The 19,059-nt window shown below is 59.8% G+C and carries 12 protein-coding genes and 3 pseudogenes; 4 read left to right on the top strand and 11 right to left on the bottom strand.

The window, feature by feature from the left end; all coding sequences use genetic code 11:
- Positions 1-6: 6 nt before the first annotated feature.
- Positions 7-1,160 (bottom strand): annotated as a pseudogene (locus tag AC0V2S_RS09620) (HD-GYP domain-containing protein).
- Between the two features lie 258 nt (positions 1,161-1,418).
- On the opposite strand from AC0V2S_RS09620, the gene AC0V2S_RS09615 reads away from it, so the two are divergent.
- Entirely contained in the window at positions 1,419-1,682 is a 264-nt protein-coding gene (locus AC0V2S_RS09615) for a DUF1652 domain-containing protein (RefSeq protein WP_475509531.1), read from the top strand.
- A gap of 110 nt (positions 1,683-1,792) precedes the next feature.
- On the opposite strand, the pseudogene AC0V2S_RS09610 reads toward AC0V2S_RS09615, so the two are convergent.
- From AC0V2S_RS09610 to AC0V2S_RS09600, 3 genes and pseudogenes are all read right to left on the bottom strand, one after another.
- Positions 1,793-2,809 (bottom strand): annotated as a pseudogene (locus AC0V2S_RS09610) (putative 2-aminoethylphosphonate ABC transporter substrate-binding protein).
- Positions 2,810-2,864: 55 nt separating this feature from the next.
- Positions 2,865-4,564, bottom strand: a pseudogene (locus tag AC0V2S_RS09605) (putative 2-aminoethylphosphonate ABC transporter permease subunit).
- 5 nt (positions 4,565-4,569) lie between these two features.
- Positions 4,570-5,655, bottom strand: a complete 1,086-nt coding sequence (locus tag AC0V2S_RS09600; protein WP_475509530.1) for a putative 2-aminoethylphosphonate ABC transporter ATP-binding protein — start codon at positions 5,653-5,655, stop codon at positions 4,570-4,572.
- 507 nt (positions 5,656-6,162) lie between these two features.
- Between AC0V2S_RS09600 and AC0V2S_RS09595 the strand changes: the two genes are divergently transcribed.
- Complete coding sequence (locus AC0V2S_RS09595; RefSeq protein WP_475509529.1) at positions 6,163-6,999, top strand: EamA family transporter; 837 nt, start codon at positions 6,163-6,165, stop codon at positions 6,997-6,999.
- Positions 7,000-7,026: 27 nt separating this feature from the next.
- Here AC0V2S_RS09595 and AC0V2S_RS09590 read toward each other — a convergent pair whose 3' ends face one another.
- On the bottom strand, positions 7,027-7,884 hold the full coding sequence (locus AC0V2S_RS09590; RefSeq protein ID WP_475509528.1) for a LysR substrate-binding domain-containing protein: 858 nt from the start codon (positions 7,882-7,884) through the stop codon (positions 7,027-7,029).
- Between the two features lie 40 nt (positions 7,885-7,924).
- Entirely contained in the window at positions 7,925-8,977 is a 1,053-nt protein-coding gene (locus AC0V2S_RS09585; protein WP_475509527.1) for an AraC family transcriptional regulator, read from the bottom strand.
- A 109-nt stretch (positions 8,978-9,086) separates the two neighbouring features.
- Here AC0V2S_RS09585 and AC0V2S_RS09580 point away from each other — a divergent pair, with 109 nt between their 5' ends.
- Positions 9,087-10,826 (top strand): N-acyl-D-amino-acid deacylase family protein, encoded by a 1,740-nt coding sequence (locus AC0V2S_RS09580; RefSeq protein WP_475509526.1) that lies wholly within the window; start codon positions 9,087-9,089, stop codon positions 10,824-10,826.
- On the opposite strand, the gene AC0V2S_RS09575 is transcribed toward AC0V2S_RS09580, so the two are convergent.
- The 5 genes from AC0V2S_RS09575 to AC0V2S_RS09555 all read right to left on the bottom strand — a co-directional run bounded on the left by AC0V2S_RS09575 (position 10,782) and on the right by AC0V2S_RS09555 (position 17,121).
- Complete coding sequence (locus AC0V2S_RS09575) at positions 10,782-11,099, bottom strand: hypothetical protein (RefSeq protein WP_475509525.1); 318 nt, start codon at positions 11,097-11,099, stop codon at positions 10,782-10,784. The genes AC0V2S_RS09580 and AC0V2S_RS09575 overlap by 45 nt on opposite strands.
- A 225-nt stretch (positions 11,100-11,324) precedes the next feature.
- Positions 11,325-11,657 (bottom strand): XRE family transcriptional regulator, encoded by a 333-nt coding sequence (locus AC0V2S_RS09570; protein ID WP_475509524.1) that lies wholly within the window; start codon positions 11,655-11,657, stop codon positions 11,325-11,327.
- Positions 11,647-12,015 carry a type II toxin-antitoxin system RelE/ParE family toxin gene (locus AC0V2S_RS09565; RefSeq protein ID WP_475509584.1) on the bottom strand — a complete coding sequence of 123 codons (369 nt, stop codon included), beginning with the start codon at positions 12,013-12,015 and terminating at the stop codon, positions 11,647-11,649. Before AC0V2S_RS09565 ends, AC0V2S_RS09570 begins: the two co-directional genes overlap by 11 nt.
- A 230-nt stretch (positions 12,016-12,245) precedes the next feature.
- Positions 12,246-14,516 (bottom strand): catalase/peroxidase HPI, encoded by a 2,271-nt coding sequence (gene katG, locus AC0V2S_RS09560; protein WP_475509523.1) that lies wholly within the window; start codon positions 14,514-14,516, stop codon positions 12,246-12,248.
- Positions 14,517-14,826: 310 nt separating this feature from the next.
- Positions 14,827-17,121: an autotransporter family protein gene (locus tag AC0V2S_RS09555; protein WP_475509522.1), complete on the bottom strand. Its 2,295-nt coding sequence runs from the start codon at positions 17,119-17,121 to the stop codon at positions 14,827-14,829.
- Between the two features lie 357 nt (positions 17,122-17,478).
- On the opposite strand from AC0V2S_RS09555, the gene AC0V2S_RS09550 reads away from it, so the two are divergent.
- Positions 17,479-18,915: a SulP family inorganic anion transporter gene (locus AC0V2S_RS09550; protein WP_475509521.1), complete on the top strand. Its 1,437-nt coding sequence runs from the start codon at positions 17,479-17,481 to the stop codon at positions 18,913-18,915.
- The last annotated feature ends 144 nt before the right edge of the window (positions 18,916-19,059 follow it).

Raw genomic sequence — 19,059 nt, 5'->3', positions numbered from 1 at the left:
GGCGCCTCAGGGCGTTTCTGCGATGTGTTCGAGTGCTTCGCGCTGTTTGGCCATGTCCTGATCGGTGTCAGCGAATTTGTCGGCGATGGCTTGGAAGCGTTCGGCGTTGGCCAAAAAGGTGTCGCACACGTCCGGGTCGAAGTGCACGCCGCGGCCTTCACGGATGATGGCCACCGCCTGCTCGTGGGGCATGCCGGGTTTGTACACGCGGCGGCTGATCAGTGCGTCGTACACATCGGCTACGGCCATCAGCCGGGCGCTGATGGGAATGGCGTCGCCGGCCAGGCCTTCGGGGTAACCGCTGCCGTCCCATTTTTCCTGGTGGCCGTAGGCGATCTCTTTGGCCAGGCTAGGAAGTCGACGCCGATACCTAGCTGGTCTTCGGCGTGCTGAATGGCGTCGCGACCCAGGGTGGTGTGGGTTTTCATGATTTCGAATTCTTCGGGGTAAAGCGCCCCGGCTTGAGCAGAATGCGGTCGGGAATGCCGATCTTGCCGATGTCGTGCAGCGGCGCCGATTTGAACAGCAGCTTGATGGTGTCGTCGTCGAGAAACTGGCGAAAGCGCGGGTGGTCGCGCAGCGCCTCGGCCAGCAGCTTGATGTAGTGCTGGGTACGGCGAATGTGGTTGCCGGTTTCGTTGTCGCGGGTTTCGGCTAGCGAGGCCATGGCGTGGATGGTGACGTCTTGGATGGCGGTTACTTCGCGGGTGCGGCGTTGCACTTCCTGTTCGAGAAAGTCGTTCTGGTCACGCAGAAAATCGGCGGCGGCTTTTACTTTGATTTGTGTCTCTACGCGGGCCATCAGCACGGGTGGGCTGATGGGCTTGGTGATGTAGTCGGCCGCGCCCAGGCTCAGGCCGCGAATCTCGTCTTCGGTGGCGGCCATGGCGGTAAGAAAATGATGGGGATATCGCGGGTGCGCGTGTCGTGCTTGAGCTGCTCGGCCACGTCGTAGCCGGACAGGCCGGGCATCATGATGTCGAGCAGAATCAGGTCGGGAAGCGGGTCGCCTTGCAGCAGGCGCAAGGCTTTTCGCCGCTGTTGGCGGCTTTGACCCGGTACAGGTCTTTGAGCAGGTCGGCGATCAGCATCAGGTTGTCGGGCGTGTCGTCGACTACCAGCACCGTCGCGGCGGGGCGAACACTCTGCTGGCTCTCCATTCGGCTACCTCCCTGGTTTTTGGTGTAGGAGCGCCTGCACATGTCCGCTCCCTTGGGGGCAGCGTAGCTAGAAAATGGGTGAGTGCTGGGAGGAAATACAAACGATAGGCGCAGCGGCCGAATCGCTTGAACAGCGCAGCGGTGTCGGTGCACATGAGCGTTAGCCCACATGGCTCCGCCGGTATCGCGCTCGCTGCCCGGCGCCTTGCAGTATCCTGACAGCCCGATGATTTCAGGTAGAGGTGAGCTGTGGCCAAAATGACGTTTGCGTATGGGTGCGCACGCTTGAAGGAATATTTCTACCCGATGGGTTTTGCGGCTCAATTGGATACGCCTGAGTCGATCACGGCCCGCGTCTTCGATACGAAAACCGGCGAAGACTTCGCCGTCGTAGCCGGGCTGCCCTGGAGCGCGTCGGCGACCGACGCTGACCTCGCCGAGATCATCGACGCGTTGGAGGAGGAAATGCATGTGCAGGAGTTTGTGCATGTGCCGATGACGAAGGACACCGAGGATGACTAGCTGCCCAGACGTCACCCCTCTCCGTTTGCGGGAGAGGGGCTGGGGGTGAGGGGCTGTTGATCTGGCTTTATGCAGCACTCCCCCACTCCGCTCACCCCTTACTGGGTCCCTTACTTGGGCTCCGACTTACCGTCATACCGCGAACGCCATTTATCCAGCACGGCGGCACGCTGAGCGCCGGCCTTGTCGAAGTCTACGGTGATCAATCGCTCGTAATAGGCATCCGGCATTTCTTTCATTTTCACGTTGAACTCAGGCCGAGCCAGTGCGGCAGCGTCCGGCTGGTACAGCAGGAAGGCTTGATCGCTCACGGCGAAGTCTTCGAGCTTTTTCGCCGCTTCCAGGTTTTTACTGCCTTTGATCAGGGCGACGGAGTTGATGTCCAGGCCCAGGCCTTCGGTCGGCAACACGATTTCCAACGGCGCGCCTTGGCGTTTCAAGGTCACGGCGCGGAAGTCGAGGGAGATACCGATGGGTATTCACCCATGGCGGCCTGGGTGCAAGGCTTGGAGCCGGAGTGGTGTACTGGCCGATGTTGACGTGCAGTTTGTCCATAAAGGCCCAGCCTTTTTCCTCGCCCATGATTTGCAGCCAGGCGTTTACGGCGGAGTAACCGGTGCCGGAAGACGCCGGGTTGGGCATCACGATTTGCCTTTGTAGACGGGCTTGGTCAGGTCTTCCCAGCTGGTGGGAATGGGCAGGTTCTGCTTCTTGGCTTCGACGGCGTTAACGCAGATGGCGGTAGCTTCCACCCCGTTACCGACCCACAGCGGCGGGTTGCGGGTGTCGCGGAACTTCGCGTTCACTTTATCCAGCCCGGCCGGTGCATAGGCTTCCAACATGCCCTCTTTGCCCATCAAGGCGACGCTGGAGGCATACAGGCCCCAAATCACATCAGCGCGCGGGTTGTCTTTTTCGGCCAAGAGCTTGGCGGTGATGATGCCGGTGGAGTCGCGTACCCATTTGATTTCGATATCGGGGTTTTTCGCTTCGAAGGCTTTTTTGTAGCCGGCCAGTTGTTCGTTTTCCATGGCGGTGTACACGGTCAGTTCGGTGTTGGCGAACACAGTGCTGACGACGCCGAAGCTGAGCACAGTGGCGGCGAGGGTTTTCCAGGCGTTAATCATCGTTTGCCTCATGCAATGAAGTGGAATGTTGGTTTAAGTAGGAAGAGCGGCAGTTTTAAGCGGGAGTGGATCGCCAATGCTGGGTGTGCCTTAGCAATCCACGGGAACCAGGAACAGCACCAGCGACACGCAGGCTGAGGTGACCAGAATCAGGCTGGCCAGCGCGGCAGCCGCGCCGACGTTGCCGGAGTCGTCGAGGTTCAGCACGGCGACGGCGGCCAGCACGGTGTCGGGGCTGTAGAGGAAAATCAGCGCCGATACCGAGGTCATCGAGGAGACGAACAGGTAGCGAACACCTCGATAAGCGCCGGCAGGCAGATCGGCACGGTCACCCGGCCAAACGTGGTCAGCAGCGGTACTTTCAGCGACAGCGAAGCGGCTTCGATTTCATCGTTGAGCTGGCGCAGCGCGGTGGTGGCGGTCATTTGTGCGGGGGTAAGAAAGCGCACGATGCAGCACACCACCATCAAGGCGATGCCGCCGTACATACCGCCCAACGGGTTGCCGGGGTGGTTGAAGAAAAACACGTAGCCCAGGCCCATCACCAAGCCGGGCACAGCCATCGGCAACAGGCACAGCAAACGCAGCACGCCGTCGAGCCAGCCGCCGCGGGTTTTCTCCATCAGGTAGGCGCAGGTGAAAATCACCGGGGTGCCGATCAGCGCGGTAAGGCTGGCCAGGGTCAGGCTGTTGCGGTAAGCCAGCCAGCCTACGTCGCCACTGGCTTCAAAGTCGTAATGGCGCAGGGACAACGACAGGTCGTAGGGCCAGAAGTTGATCAGCGAGGCGGCTACGGCCACCACCACCAAACTCAGCAGCGCCACGCCGATGGTGCCGGCGATGATCAACAGGATGGCGTCACGGGAGCGGTTGCGCGGTGCGACATAGGTAGCCGCCTGGCTGCTGACCTGGCTGCCGCGCAGGCGACGCATCCAGGCATCTACTGCAAAGCTGATCAGCGCCGGCCCAGCAGAATGCTGCCGATAAGCGCGCCTTCGGAGAACTTCTGCTGGCCGACCACCGACTTGTAAGCCTCCATGGCCAGCACCTGATAGTCGCCGCCGATAACCACGGGAATACCGAAGTTGGTGATGGTTTGGGTAAACACCAGGCAGCAGGCGGCAAACACGGCGTAACGGGTGCCCGGCCAGGTGACGTTGACGAAGGTTTTCCAGTGGTTGGCGCCCATGCTGATGGAGGCGTCGTACAGGCGCGCATCGGCCATGCCGAGGGCCGACACGAGAATCATCAGGGCCATGGGAAAGTTGTAGAACATCTGCCCCAACACGATGCCGGAAAGCCGTAGATGCCGTCGGCAAACCAGGATTTGAGCATGCCCTGGTTGCCGAACAGGTAGATGAGCGCAATGGCCGACAGCATGGACGGCGCCATCAGCGGCAATAGCGAAATGCTGCGCAGCAGGCGTTTGCCGGGAATCCAGCTGCGTTGCAGGGCGTAGGCGAATACATAGGCCAGCGGCACCACCAGGGCCACGGTGCTGAGCGACACGTTTACGCTATTGCCCAGCAGCCACAGAAAACGCTCGCTGGACAGGTACGCCCACACGCCGGCCAGGCCGTTCTCCACGCCCACCACTTTGCTCAGCATGGCCAACAGCGGCAGCGCCAAACCAAGCAGCAGCAACAAGCCCATCAGCAGTTTTACGCCGCGGGTAAACAGCAGGTCGAGCAAGGCGGCCTGCGGGCCGCGCGGTTCGGTGTGGGCCACGTCGCTGGCCGGGCGCGCGATAGGCATGCTGGTCATAGCCCCGCTCCTGGAAACGCTTGCAGGCTATGGGCCGGAAAGGTCAGCCAGACGCGGTCGGCGTCCAGTGGGGCGGTCATCAGGTCGGCACTGATATCGGCCACCAGCGACTGGCCTTGCAGCTGGTCCAGCTCCATGGTCAGGCGGTAGCGGTTGCCGAGAAACAGCTTCTCTTTAATCTGCGCGGCCACGCTATTGGCAGCTTGCGCCTGGCCATCCACCCGCAAGGCTTCGGGCCGGCAGAACAGGCGGCCGGGGCCACCGGGTGCGACGTTGTGCAACTGCAGGGAAATGGGCCCCAGGTGCACCTGGCCGTCGCTCACGCTCTGGTAGTCGAGCCAGTTGGCCTGGCCAATGAAGTTGGCGACAAAGGGCGTGGCTGGGTAGCGGTAGATGGCTTCGGGGGCGTCGAACTGTTCGATGCGGCCCTGGTTCATCACGGCGATGCGGTCGGCCATCACCATGGCTTCGTCCTGATCGTGGGTAACCATCACGGTGGTGATGCCCAGCTGCTTTTGCAGCGAACGCAGTTCGTGGCGCAGGTGTTCGCGCACTTTGGCGTCCAGTGCCGACATGGGTTCGTCCAGCAGCAACAACGAGGGCGACGGCGCCAGAGCACGGGCCAGGCCGACGCGCTGCTGCTGGCCGCCGGACAACTGGCCGGGGTATTTGTCCGCGATGGCGGTGAGCCCGACCAGCTCGAGCATCTGCTCGACCCGCTCACGTATTTGCGAGCGCAACAGGCTGCGGGTGCTCAGGCCGTAGCCAATGTTCTGGGCAACGGTAAGGTTGGGAAACAGCGCGTAGGACTGAAACAGAATGCCGTAGTCGCGCTCTTGCGGGTGGGCTTTGGAGATGTCGCGTGGGCCGATCAGCAGGCGGCCGCTGTCTTGTTTTTCCAGGCCGGCAATGATGCGCAGCAAGGTGGTTTTGCCGCACCCAGAGGGCCCGAGCAAACACACCAGCTCGCCCGCTTCGACGTGGAGCGACACATCATCGAGCACGCCGATGTTGCCGAAGGATTTACCAATGCCATGCACCGAAAGCGGCAGGGGCGAAATGGGACCGGTTGTAGAAGCCATGAGGTATTCCTATGCAATGCCAGCCGCCAGAACCAACCGACGACGCGATGTAAACGGTAAAAAGCCAACGTTTTACTGGGCAGACAGGAAACAGCGAGCGCTAACACTCTGACGGCGTTGTGGGCGGTGAACCTCGCTGGGTTTTTGGTGTAACACGCATGAAATGCACCGGCAAAACAAAAACCGGGAAATTGTGAAAAAACACCTAAACAGAGGCTGATCGGTAAGTTTTACTAGCGGGACAAAAAACATATTTACCTTATTAACCAAATACTTATATGACTCTAGCGCGATCATTCCGGGTCTCGATGGGCTGCGCAAAAATGGCTATGAATCCATAGGGGTTTGTTGGGTTGCAGCACAATCGACGCTCTAGCAGACGGGTTTTATCGCGGCCCACCGCGACCGGGATGAATAACTTCCACTGATACCTACGCAACCTACAACCGATTGGATTGATGGCCCGTGGCTTGGCATGCTGGCCGCCTTCTTGATGCGAGCGCACTTATGTCGGATGCCAACCTGGCCACTCTGCTGGTATTGATTTCGGCGTTTATGCACGCCAGTTGGAATGCGGTGGTGAAGTCCAGCAACGACCGGGTGTCGTCGATGGCGGTGGTTGATGGCGTGGCCTTTCTGGTCGCACTCGCCGCCCTGCCCCTGGTGCCGTTGCCGTCGCTGGAGGTGTGGGCAGTCATCGCGCTGTCCACGGTGGTGAACCTGTTCTATCGCTACTTTCTGATTCGCGCTTACCACTTTGGCGACTTCGGCCAGGTGTACCCATTGGTGCGTGGTTTGCCGCCGTTGCTGGTGGTGGTGTTTGCCGCGTTGTGGCTGGGCGAGTGGTTGCCGTGGTTGGGCATTGCCGGCGTGGTGGTGTTGTCGGCCGGGGTGTTGAGTTTGCTGCATGTGACTGAAGAATGGCGGGCGCCGCGCAATGCCCTGGCCGCGGGTGTGTGCGTGGCGTTGTACACGGTGATCGATGCCCATGGCGTGCGCAGCAGCGAGGACGTATTGCAGTACCTGGTTTATTTCACCCTGGTGCTCAGTGTGCCGATTCCGTTGTTCGCTGCCTGGCAGCGCGGCCCGGCCCTGGCGCGGCATATTCGTAAGTACGGCGGCGTGTCGGTGTTTGGCGGGCTGACGTATTGCGCGGCTTACGGCCTGGTGTTGTGGGCGATGACGATGGACAACGTGGCGAAGATTGCGGCGCTGCGCGAAAGCAGTGTGATCATCGGTGCGGTGATTGCCACGCTGTTGTTCAAGGAGCCGTTTGGTCGGCGGCGATTGGTTGCGGCGGTGACGGTGACTGCGGGCATTGTCTTGATCAAGTGGGCGAACTGAACACCCCCTACAAAAACGTAGTTTTTGTTAGCCAAAACGTTTTTGCGCCACCTGCAGGAAGGCATCGATCAGGCGGGTATTGCGCCGCTCTTTCAGGCAGTACAGAAACTCGTCGAGCAAGGTCGCCTGGTTGATGGTGACGATGCGCAGCTCCTGGCTATCTGGCACTTCATGACGGGCAATGATGCTCACCCCGATATTGCGTAGCACCGCCTCGCGAATCGCCTCCCGGCTACCAATTTCAATCACGTTTTCCAGCTTGAGCTGGGCGCGGTTCAGCATGTCTTCGGTAAGTTGCCGGGTATGCGAGCCCTGCTCGCGCATCAGTACGCAATGGCCTTCGATGGCGCTCAGCTGAATACGGCTTTGATTGGCCAACGGGTGACTGCGGTGCACCACCAGCACCAGCGGGTCTTGGCCCAGCGGCAGGCAAAACAGGCGGGCGTCGGTGAGGCGTTGCGATGAGGTCACGAGGTCGAGCCGGTATTCGTCCAGGGCTTCGATCATTTGCTGAGAGTTGCCCAGCTCCAGGCTGATATGCCCGCCGTGCTGTTCGCGAAAGCCTTTGACCAGGTCGAGGATGTAATACGGCGCGGTGGCACCGATGCGCAGCTTGCCGGCATTGGCGCCGGCGTTGTTAAGGAAGAATTCGATATTGAGGCTGTGGGACAGCATCGGTTTGATAAGCGGCAGCAGGCGTGTGCCGGTTTCGCTGAGGGTCAGGCGGCGGCCGCCACGGTAGAACAGTTCCAGGGCGAACTGGCTTTCGAGCTGGCGAATCTGGTTGGTCACGGTGGGCTGACTCAAACCCAGTTTTTTCGCGGCCAATGTCACGCTGCCCAGTTGGGCAACCATGTAGAAAGCCTTGAGTTCCGATTCCAGCATGGTGTCCTCGCTTAGCCTGGGCGCAGGCCATCTTAATGGCTCACCGGGGAATATGCATGCCTCTGTTTTCGGTACGTGCAGGCCTGCCGCGATGCTGTTCGCGCCACTGTGACGGGGCTATGCCATGGTGGTTTTTAAAGGCGCGGGAAAACGCCGCCAGGTCGTTGTAGCCCAGGGCATCGGCCAGGCGCGTGAGGTCCATGGCCGAGGCATGCAGGTGCCAGCTGGCGAGCTGCATTTTCACCTCCAGCACCAGCTGTTTGAAGCTCAGGTTTTCGGCCAGCAGGCGGCGTTGCAGGGTGCGTGGATGCAGGCCGAGTAGCGCGGCGATGTGCTCAAGCGAATGCAGATGCAGGCCGAGGGTTTGCGTGATCAGGGTGCGCACCTGCATTTCCAGGCTGTCGTGCAGGCTGGCCAGCAGCTCGCGCAGGTAGCCATCGATACGCGCCTGGGCTTGGGACGAAAGCGGCTTTACTGGCAGGGTCATGACGCTGTCGGCAAATACCAGACAGTCGTGCTCCTGATTGAACAGCACCTCGCAGCCAAAGTGCTGGCGGTAGATTTTTTCACTGGCCAACGGGCTGTGGCTGAACTCTACGCGCAGCGGACGCACATCTGGATTGGCGCAAATTTCCCGCGCCAGCCGGGCACAGGCGGTCACGGCCATTTCCCGGTATTGCTGGGCTTGCTCGGCGCCATAGAAGTGCTCGATGCGTTGCACATACACCCGGTCGCCGTGGCGCTGCAGGCGCCAGTGTTCGGCTTTGTTGTGCAAGGCCATATAACGCTGAGCAGCTTCGAAGGCGGCTTGCAGATTGGGCTCGGCGCACAGCAGGTTGCCAAGCAGACCGAGCATTTCGATACCTTGGTGACCGGCCACGCGCATGCCCAAGTCAGGGCAGTTGAGGCGTTCGGCGCCGCTGGCCAAAAGTTGAATCACTTGATGGCTGGCCAGCAGAAAATCGGCGTCGCGCAGCTGTGCGAGCGTCGTACCGGCATCGGCTAGCAGCGCCGCCAGGTCGCCACCCAAGCGGGTGACTTCGGCTTCAAAGCCGATAAGGCTGGCACTGCGAATCTCGTACACGATGGTCATCACGCCCTCCTCCCGCTCGGTCAGACAATGCCGAGTTTGTCGTGTTATGACAAGGCGAAGGGTCTCAGGCGCCCTACTCTTGTCCTACAAAAACAAGATGAGGTGCACCATGGCTACGTACGACATCGTGATTCAGGGCGGCCGTTACTTCGATGGCACCGGCGCACCAGCGGCTATTCGCAGCGTGGCGGTGAAGGATGGCAAGGTGGCGTTGGTTAGCGCTACCCCCATTGATGAAGGCCTGGCCGAGCGCGTGATCGCCGCCCAGGGCAAATGGGTGACGCCAGGCTTTATCGACAGCCACACCCATTACGACGCCGAACTGATTGTGGCGCCCAGCCTGAGCGAGTCCGTACGTCACGGCGTGACCACCGTGCTGGTGGGCAGTTGCTCGCTGTCCATGGTGTGCTCCGAGGCCGAAGACGCCTCGGATATTTTCACCCGCGTGGAAACCGTGCCCCGCGACAAAGTGCTGCCGATTCTGCGTCAGCACAAAACCTGGAATACGCCGCAGCAGTGGGTGGACTTTATCCGCGACCAACCCATGGGCCCGAACCTGGTGAGCTTTCTCGGCCACAGCGATTTGCGCGTCGGCGTAATGGGCCTGCACCGCGCCACCGACCGTGCGGTACGGCCAACCGAAGTAGAAATGCAGCAGATGGAAAACGTGATGGAGCAGGCGCTGGACGCCGGCTTTCTGGGCCTGTCCACCATGAGCCTGAAGTGGGACAAAATCGACGGCGACCGCGAGTGGTCGAAAAGCCTGCCGAGCACCTATGCCCATTGGAGCGAAGTACGCCGCCTGAATAATCTGCTGCGCAAACGCGGCCGCGTGCACCAGGGCGCGCCGAATGCGGCCAATCCGTTGCAGGTGCTGCAGTACCTCGGCCAGGCCATGGGTGTGCTGCGCAAACCGCTGAAGACCACGCTGATTTCGATGCTGGACCTCAAGGGCAACCGCACCATTGCGCCGATGGCGCGCCTGTCCGCCTGGTTTACCAATCTGCTCGGCGGCGACTTCCGCTGGCAGCTGTTGCCGACGCCTTTCATGATTTACGCCGACGGTATCGATGTCGTGCTGTTCGAAGAATTCGGTGCTGGCGAAATGGCCCTGGACCTTAAAGACGCCGTGGCTCGCAACACCTTGCTCAAAGACGAAAATTACCGCCGCACGTTCCGCAAGTTCTACGCCGAAAAACTCTCACCACGCGTATGGCAGCGCGACTTTGGCGATGCAGTGATTCTGGGTTGCCCGGAGAAGCAATTGATCGGCCGCAACTTCGCCGAAGTTGCCCTGGAGCGCGGGCTGCATGTGGTCGATTTTTTCCTGGATATGGTGGTGGCCTACGGCACGCAACTGCGCTGGCACACCGTGATCGGCAATCACCGCCAAGACGTGTTGCGCAAGATGGTGTGCAACCCCAACACCCTGATTACCTTCTCCGATGCCGGCGCCCATTTGCGCAATATGGCGTTCTACAACCTGCCGCTGCGGTTATTGAAGCTGGTGCAGGAAAGCCATAACGAGGGCCGGCCCATCATGACTATCGAGAAAGCCGTCCACCGACTGACGGGTGAGCAGGCCGATTGGTTAGGGATTGATGCCGGGCGGATTCGTGAAGGGGATCGGGCCGATATCGTGGTGCTGGACCCACGCGGATTGCAGCAAGACCTGGAGCGTGAAGCCTGGGCGGATATGGAGGGCTTCGATATTCCGCGTATGGTCTGCCGCAATCCTGGGTGTGTTTCGCATGTGCTGATCAACGGACGCCTGGCCGTAGACGACGAACAGGTAGCACCGCAACTAGGACGGGAAAGAGGCTATGGGCGCTTTCTCGCTGCCCGCTAACGGCGCGGCTAACGGCCCGGTTATCGGTGCAGAAATGGGCAACGGCGGCTCATCGCCCAAATGGGCCTCGTTATCCAGGTCGATAAAGTTATGCAGTTTTACCGACCCCTCCGGAAAGCGCACCAGCACCTGCAATTGCCCGCCCATGGCTTCGATGTGTTGACGCAAGGTGGCGATGTAGATGTCGGTGTGCCGCTCCATTTTGGCCACGGCCAAAGGCGGCATTTTCAGCTGCTGTACCAGGGACTGATGGGACTGGCTGATGGCAAGCACGATCCTGGCTCTGGCCTCGGCGCGAGCCTGCGAGGGCGGTAGTGGCTTGGGCCGGCGGATGGAATATTTGCTGGTCATGGGAGTGGGCTCGCAGATAAATGAGTAGAGACGCGAGCCTAGCCGAAGGCCAGGGGCAAACATGAGCGCTCAACGCCGGGCGTTTAGTGGGATTGGACGGGGCGTTTTGTATGAATGGGCTTCGGACCCTGGAAGTTGGCGATGCTTTCAAGCTTGCTGTGGCGCTTTGTCGTCCAGGTCGGCGAAGTTGCTGATTTGCACGGCGCCATCCGGAAACCGTGCAATCACTTCCAATCGCCCACCCATTGCCTCGATATGGTTACGCAGGGTGGAAATGTACATATCGGTGCGGCGCTCCATCTTGGCGATGGAGGGTTGTTGAACGTTGAGGAGCTCGGCCAGGGATTGTTGGGATAGACCGCGCGCTTGGCGCAGCTCGTGGAGAGGCATTTGCGCGAGATTCTCCTGCACCTTTGCGTCAACCCGCTCGCGGGCCTGCGGCGACATTTTTTCCCATAGCGTGGAAAAGTTATTGGCCATTTATCGGTCGCTCCCTTCGTAGCTGTATCAAGTGTTCATCGTAAAGTCTGTCGGCTAGCCGAATGTTGTTTGGATACCAGCGCTTATCGCCGGTCTTATCTCCGCCCAGTAGCAGAATTGCCGTACGTGTCGAATCAAATGAATACAACGTACGAAGGGGTCGACCCGCGTGTTGAGTACGCAGCTCTCGCATGTGACGGTGACGGGAACCACCCACTCCACTGCTATGGGGAAAGGCGAGATCAGGGCCGAACATCTTCAGCAAACGCACCGAAAAACTCACTGACTCTTGCTCGGGCTCGGAAAGCCTGTCCCACCAACGACCAAATTCATCCGTGTACTGAATGTCCCATTCCATCGCCAATATAGCCTCAACAAACATTCCGTCAATGGAATATTTATTCATCAGGTAAGAAAACGAAAATCGCCTGAAGAGGCTATGCCAATGCTCTGCACTGCTTCGAGAGCACGGTGCTTACAGCTCGGTGGGAGGCTTGTTACTAGCGCGTGCGACGTGATGACGAAAAATCACCACACAGCAGAACGCCTCCCTAAGGAGGCGTTCTGGTTTGAGCGTTTACTGCGTGGTTAGCCGTGCAAGTCAAACCGGTCGAGGTTCATCACCTTGGTCCAGGCGGCCACAAAGTCTTTGACGAACTTGCCCTGCCCATCGGCGCTGCCGTACACCTCGGCCACTGCACGCAATTGCGCGTTGGAACCGAACACCAGATCCACGCGGGTACCGGTCCATTTCACCTGACCAGTTTTGCGGTCGCGCCCTTCGTAGGTATCGGCTGCTGCCGACGTTGGCTTCCACTCCACGCCCATATCCAGCAGGTTAGTGAAGAAGTCATTGGTCAGCGCCCCCGGCCGCGTGGTGAACACACCGTGTTTGGCATCGCCAGCGTTGGCGCCGAGCACCCGCAGGCCACCCACCAGCACGCTCATTTCTGGCGCACTGAGGGTCAGCAGTTGGGCCTTGTCGACCAACAGTTTTTCCGCTGACACGGTGTATTTGCCTTTGAGGTAGTTGCGGAAGCCATCGGCAATTGGCTCGAGGAAACCAAACGACTCCACGTCCGTTTGCTCTTGGGAGGCGTCCATCCGGCCCGGCGCAAATGGCACGGTGATGGTTTGCCCGGCGGTTTTCGCCGCTTGCTCCACCCCGGCATTACCGGCCAGCACGATCAGGTCGGCCAGGGAGATTTTCTTGCCACCGACCTGGCCTCCGTTGAACTCGCCTTGAATACGCTCGAGCGTGCTCAGAACCTGCGCCAGTTGCGCCGGCTGGTTGGCTTCCCAGGATTTCTGCGGTTCCAGACGCAGTCGGCCACCGTTGGCGCCGCCGCGTTTATCGGAGCCGCGGAAGCTCGAAGCGGCAGCCCAGGCGGTGGACACCAGCTGCGCCACGCTCAGGCCCGAGGCCAGCACTTTGGCTTTGAGGGCGGCCACGTCGCTGTCGTCTACCAACGGGTGATTGAGCGCCGGAATCGGGTCTTGCCAGAGCAGTTCCTCGCTTGGGGTTTCCGGGCCCAGGTAGCGGGTGAGCGGACCCATATCGCGGTGTGTGAGTTTGAACCAGGCGCGGGCGAAGGCGTCGGCTAGTTCAGCGGGGTTTTGCAGAAAACGCCGGGAGATTTTTTCGTAGATCGGGTCGAAACGCAGAGCCAGGTCCGAAGTAAGCATGGACGGTGCACGGCGTTTGCTCGGGTCATGGGCATCGGGAATCTTGCCGGCCCCGGCACCGCCTTTGGGTATCCACTGATGGGCACCGGCCGGGCTCTTGGTCAGTTCCCATTCGAAGCCGAACAGGTTTTCGAAGTACTCGTTGCTCCAGCGTGTGGGCGTAGACGTCCAGGTGACTTCCAGGCCGCTGGTGATGGTGTCGCCGCCTTTGCCGCTGCCGAACTTGTTGCGCCAGCCCAGGCCTTGCTCTTCCAGGCCGGCGGCTTCCGGTTCCGGGCCTACGTTGTCGGCCGGGCCAGCGCCGTGGGTTTTGCCGAAGGCGTGGCCACCGGCGATGAGCGCTACAGTTTCTTCATCGTTCATGGCCATGCGGCCAAAGGTCTCGCGGATATCGATGGCCGAGGCCAGGGGATCGGGATTGCCTTCCGGGCCTTCGGGGTTTACGTAGATCAGGCCCATCTGCACGGCAGCCAGCGGGTTTTCCAGGTTGCGTTCCAGCTCACGGCCCTCTTCTTCCGGGCGCTTGGCCGGCTCGGCCACCAGGTCACCCTGCCCCGGCGCTTCCACTTCTTTGCTGGCTTTGCCGTAGCGCTTGTCGCCGCCCAGCCAGACGGTTTCAGTACCCCAGAACACGTCTTGGTCCGGCTCCCACACATCGGGGCGGCCACCGGAGAAGCCGAAGGTTTTAAACCCCATGGACTCCAGAGCCACGTTGCCGGTGAGCACAATCAGGTCGGCCCAGGAAATGGCATTGCCGTACTTCTGCTTGACCGGCCAGATCAGCCGCCGCGCCTTGTCCAGGCTGACGTTGTCGGGCCAGCTGTTCAGCGGGGCAAACCGTTGCTGGCCGGAGCCCGCGCCGCCACGCCCATCGCCGGTACGGTAGGTGCCGGCACTGTGCCAAGCCATGCGTACGAAGAGTGGGCCGTAGTGACCGAAGTCGGCTGGCCACCAATCCTGGGAGTTGGTCATCACGGCTTCGAGGTCGCGTTTGACCGCTGCAAAATCCAGGCTCTTGTAGGCTTTGGTGTAATCGAAGTCGTCGCCCAATGGATCGGACAACGAGGAATGTTGGTGGAGAATGTTCAGGTTCAGTTGCTCAGGCCACCAATCCCGATTGGTGGTGCCACCGCCAGCGGTGTGGTTGAACGGGCATTTAGCTTCAGTCGACATGTTGTTCTTCCTTAAGGTCGCTTCATCCAGCTATCCGGCACGCAATGGGCGGCCAGCAGCAATGGTTGAGTTCACGGCATGTGGGACGGGCCTGGGGTCGTTACCGCATCTGGGCGCAATAGCGAGGCTCTGGGTCCCCTCATCAGGCGCCAAGAGGTATCGGCGTCAGAGCAAGACTAGACGCCTCTGCCCAGAGGTCTAATAGAGCGAATGTGCTGACTTGATAGCCTGAGTCTGTCGGCGGCCGAAAACCGTCACCTGATGCGACCGCGCCAACGCGTGATCGCACAGATGACCGACGGCAGGTGAATCAGAAGCTGAGGCGCCACTGCGCTTGCACGCCATGGTTGCGACCATTGCTGCCCACTTCCCCGGTGTAGCCCAGGCCCAGGCTCTGGGTGCGGCTCACGCCGAGGTCAAGACTGCCCTCAAGCATCAGGCGGTCGCGGTCAAGGTTGCTGCCGTACACTTCAAAGGTATCGCCGCCGGATAGAAAGGCCTGGCTGGTGCTGACATCCACATCCCCATAGGTTCGACGCCAGCCAAGACTGGCCCGAGGCGTGAGGCTCATACCGTTATCAAGCTGCCGCAAGCTCGCTACACGCAAGCCCAGCGTAGAGGTCAAATTGTTTTGGTCCTGATGGTCGACCTGCAACGAAGCCGCACCACCTTTTTCCGCATAAGCGTCACGTTGGTAGCGCTGATAGCTGAGGTTGATAAAGGGCTCTTTGAGCAGTTGGCCATTGACGCTCTGGTAGGCAAACTCGACAAAGGCTTGCTGGCCGCTGGCGTCGTAGCTCCCGCGAGGGGTGTCGTGGAACTCGTTGAAGTCGATAGTACGTTTGCTGCTGCCGTCGTGACCGCTGTAGATGAACCCCAGACGCGTGGCCAACGGACCAGAATAGCGCCAGGCGTAAGCCCCCAAGTGATAGCTCTTCACCGCGCCCCTCAGATAATCGCCGGCGTCCAGCTCGGTACGCGAGTATCCGCTAACTACGCCCAGGCGCCACGCTTCACCCATCGCCCAATCAGCACCGAGCAAGCCGCCGCTGGTACGTTGTTGCAAATCGCCAGCACTGTGAGCACTTTCAAAGTTGCCCTGGCTACCAAGGGCTTGCACCCACACCTGCCCGTCTGCCCGAGTGTCATGCAACCCACGCGCAGCCGCTGGCACCTCGTTGCTTACTAGCAAAGGCCCGTCGTTGTTCAGCCCCGCCATTTGCAAACTATTGCCGCGGCTATCGCGCTGTTCCATAGCTTTGAGCACGCTGCTGCTCACTTGCGCCGTACTAGCCAGCATGGCTGCCACGCGACTGGCGCTAGCCGCGCCGCCGAGTTGCTCAAGCGCGCGGCCTGCGGTGGCGTAATCGCTAGTCAGCAAGTGGTTGACCAGCGACGTACCCTGCCGGTCCAAGCTATGGCCGACATTGGCCGCACTAGGACTTTGTGCCGCCGAAGCAATAGTTTTGTCGTTGCGTTCGAGTTCCAGCTCAACCGAGTTGGCGTTATAGAACAACTTGGGCGAGAGGAAATACAACGTGGTTCTGGCGGAATCGAACGTGCCGTTTACGCCACCGTCTGCGGTGAGGATGGTGTAGCGCGAATTGGGCGCATAAGCGCCGGCGCCAGCAGCCACATAAACGTAGGCGAAATTCAGGTCGGCTTTGCCCTTGACCTCAACTAGCCCTGCCTGCGCGTCCGGTCCTGTGCTGACGTAAAGGGTTCCGAATTTGGAAAAAGTCAGATCGCCGTGGACCTTGAGCCGGTCAGTAACGTTTTCAGTGCCAATTACTCCAGAAGCCGCCACTTGCGCTGAGCCTATGCTGCCGCCGCCGGCCAGCGTGCCGCCGGCGTTAATGCTCACGCTGGAATTGGATAAGTCACCGTTCACCGTCAACTGCCCACCGTTTACAGTGGTAGTACCCGTCATCCCACTGCCGTCGCCGTTGAAAATCCACTCGCCGGTGCCTTGCTTCACTAGATTGAGTTTGCCCAAGCGATTTCCGTCAGCCAGTGACCCCGCGAAAATGGAACTACCCAACTTGCTGGTATCCAGAGTCAATGTGCCTGAACTGTTGCTGTCGTTAACCACACGACCCGTGCCTTCAAGTATCCCCAATAGAGCTTTCTGACCGAGAATCCAAAACTTGGTGTCGGCACCCGCCAAATTGAACGCCAAGTTATTGTCAACCAAGTCGACGCCCGCTAAGTCTATATAACTCCGATCGTAGAAGTTCTGCCGACCACCACTTATTGCGTTAGTAGCCGCGACCGTCAGGTAACTGTTATCACGAAAGTTCTGTACGCCACCGCTAATGGAATTATTAGCTACCGCCAAAAGACTACCGGAGCCTATAAAATCTTGCTGACCGGCGCTAACCGCACTTTCCACTTCAGCAAACAGCCAACTGTAACCATCGAAAACGGTATGAGTGCCTGGTTTAAAAGAGTTACTTCCATTAGCGAAAACCTGATCAAGACCTGTAAAAACATAGTCCGCCTCAATCACGCCATCTGTAGTGACATTGTAGTTTGCAGCGGACACAGATGCTGCAATTGCCTGCGAAACCAACACACAAGCCAACGTTAATTTGAACTGCTTCATAAACACCCTCAGCAATACGCCGATATTAAGAAAACAAATAAACTGACTCGACACGAAAGGCGTCAAAACCAGAAAGTCTGATGAGCAAAACTCTAGAAGCGGCAATATAACGAGGCATAAAGCCCACCGTCTATGCGAAGGAAATTTCACACAGAACTTTGAGATATATATAAAACTTAAACTTTCTTATTTAAAACACTCCATCAGAGATAACGCGTAAATTTCTGGAGCTTTCAAACAAACGCCTACGAATCCCCTTACAACTTTATTCTCTAAGCGCAAATCCAATGTCACTGGCCGCCTCACGTTATATTTCGTAACATCCGGCCCCCGTTTAGCGCTCTGAAGCCATTTGCCATGAAACCCATCCGCCTTCGCGCCGACTTTCTCGCCGGTCTTACCACCTCTTTTGCTCTGGTACCCGAGTGCATTGCCTTCGCGCTGGTGGCGCACCTCAACCCTCTTATGGGTTTGTATGGCGCGTTTATCATCTGCACGCTTACCGCCCTGTTCGGTGGGCGGCCGGGCATGGTGTCGGGGGCAGCGGGATCGATGGCAGTGGTGATCGTCGCGCTGGTGGTGCAGCACGGCGTGCAGTATTTGCTGGCGACGGTGTTGCTGGGCGGGTTGATCATGGTGCTGTTTGGCCTGCTGCGCCTGGGCAAGCTGGTGCGCATGGTGCCGCATCCGGTGATGCTGGGGTTTGTGAATGGCCTGGCGATCATCATTGCCCTGGCCCAGTTGGAGCATTTCAAAAGCGGTGAGCAATGGCTGAGTGGCGCGCCACTGGCGTTGATGCTGGGCCTGGTGGCGCTGACCATGGCCATCGTCTATCTGCTGCCACGCCTGACCCGCGCCGTGCCGCCGGCCCTGGTGGCGATTCTGGCGATCGGCCTGGCGGTATACCTGTTCAATCTGCCGACCCGCACCCTCGGCGATATGGCGCATATCGCCGGCGGCCTGCCGACCTTCGCCCTGCCCGACCTGCCGTGGACGCTCGGCACCCTGAGCATCATCGCCCCCTATGCGCTGCTGATGGCCATGGTCGGCCTGCTGGAAACCCTGCTGACCCTTAACCTCACCGACGAAGTCACCGAAAGCCGCGGCTACCCGGACCGCGAGTGCGTGGCGTTGGGCGCGGCGAATATCGTGTCCGGTGCATTTGGTGGCATGGGTGGCTGCGCGATGATCGGCCAGACCGTGATCAACCTCAGCTCCGGCGGCCGTGGGCGGCTGTCGGGCGTGGTGGCCGGAGTGATGATTCTGCTGTTCGTGCTGTTTCTCTCGCCGCTGATCGAGCGGATCCCGCTGGCGGCGCTGGTGGGCGTGATGTTCGTGGTGTCGCAGCAGACCTTCGCCTGGGCATCGCTACGGGTACTGCACAAGGTGCCGGTGAACGACATGCTGGTGATTCTGGCCGTGACGATCATCACCGTGTTCACCGATCTGGCCACCGCCGTGCTGCTGGGCATCATCATTGCCGCGCTCAACTTCGCCTGGCAGCACGCCCGCGAGCTGTATGCCGACGCCCACTTGGAGGCCGATGGCAGCAAGTTGTATCAGGTGCATGGCACGCTGTTTTTCGCCTCGGTTACGCCGTTTCTCAACCAGTTCAATCCGGCCGACGACCCCGAACACGTCACCTTGGACTGCGCGCATTTGAGCTTTGTCGATTATTCGGCGATTGCAGCGTTGAAAACGCTGCGCGAGCGGTATAGCAAGGCGGGCAAACATGTGCGGGTAGTGCATTTAAGCGAGCGCTGTAAAAAGCTGCTAAAGCGAGCAGGGGAATAGCAAGTCCCCTTCAATAGTCTGGATCCCCGCCTTCGCGGGGATGACGGTGTTTTTTGACCAGCCCTCCGTCATTCCCGCGCAGGCGGGAATCCAGAGTTTTGGCACCTTGCGCGGTCACGCAGACAACGACCAGTCGCCCCGTAC

Source organism: Pseudomonas sp. CC11G (assembly GCF_056174845.1).
Note: the sequence above shows the minus strand (reverse complement) of the source record. Positions and strands in the feature narration are given on the sequence as shown.

Excerpts from the sequence above, each read along its gene's own strand:
- AC0V2S_RS09600 (WP_475509530.1), bottom strand. The coding sequence starts at position 5,655 with ATGGCTTCTACAACCGGTCCCATTTCGCCCCTGCCGCTTTCGGTGCAT.
- AC0V2S_RS09570 (WP_475509524.1), bottom strand. The coding sequence starts at position 11,657 with ATGGCCAATAACTTTTCCACGCTATGGGAAAAAATGTCGCCGCAGGCC.
- AC0V2S_RS09585 (WP_475509527.1), bottom strand. The coding sequence starts at position 8,977 with ATGACCATCGTGTACGAGATTCGCAGTGCCAGCCTTATCGGCTTTGAA.
- katG (WP_475509523.1), bottom strand. The coding sequence starts at position 14,516 with ATGTCGACTGAAGCTAAATGCCCGTTCAACCACACCGCTGGCGGTGGC.
- AC0V2S_RS09595 (WP_475509529.1), top strand. The coding sequence starts at position 6,163 with ATGTCGGATGCCAACCTGGCCACTCTGCTGGTATTGATTTCGGCGTTT.
- AC0V2S_RS09590 (WP_475509528.1), bottom strand. The coding sequence starts at position 7,884 with ATGCTGGAATCGGAACTCAAGGCTTTCTACATGGTTGCCCAACTGGGC.
- AC0V2S_RS09615 (WP_475509531.1), top strand. The coding sequence starts at position 1,419 with ATGACGTTTGCGTATGGGTGCGCACGCTTGAAGGAATATTTCTACCCG.
- AC0V2S_RS09550 (WP_475509521.1), top strand. The coding sequence starts at position 17,479 with ATGAAACCCATCCGCCTTCGCGCCGACTTTCTCGCCGGTCTTACCACC.
- AC0V2S_RS09565 (WP_475509584.1), bottom strand. The coding sequence starts at position 12,015 with ATGGAATGGGACATTCAGTACACGGATGAATTTGGTCGTTGGTGGGAC.
- AC0V2S_RS09555 (WP_475509522.1), bottom strand. The coding sequence starts at position 17,121 with ATGAAGCAGTTCAAATTAACGTTGGCTTGTGTGTTGGTTTCGCAGGCA.
- AC0V2S_RS09580 (WP_475509526.1), top strand. The coding sequence starts at position 9,087 with ATGGCTACGTACGACATCGTGATTCAGGGCGGCCGTTACTTCGATGGC.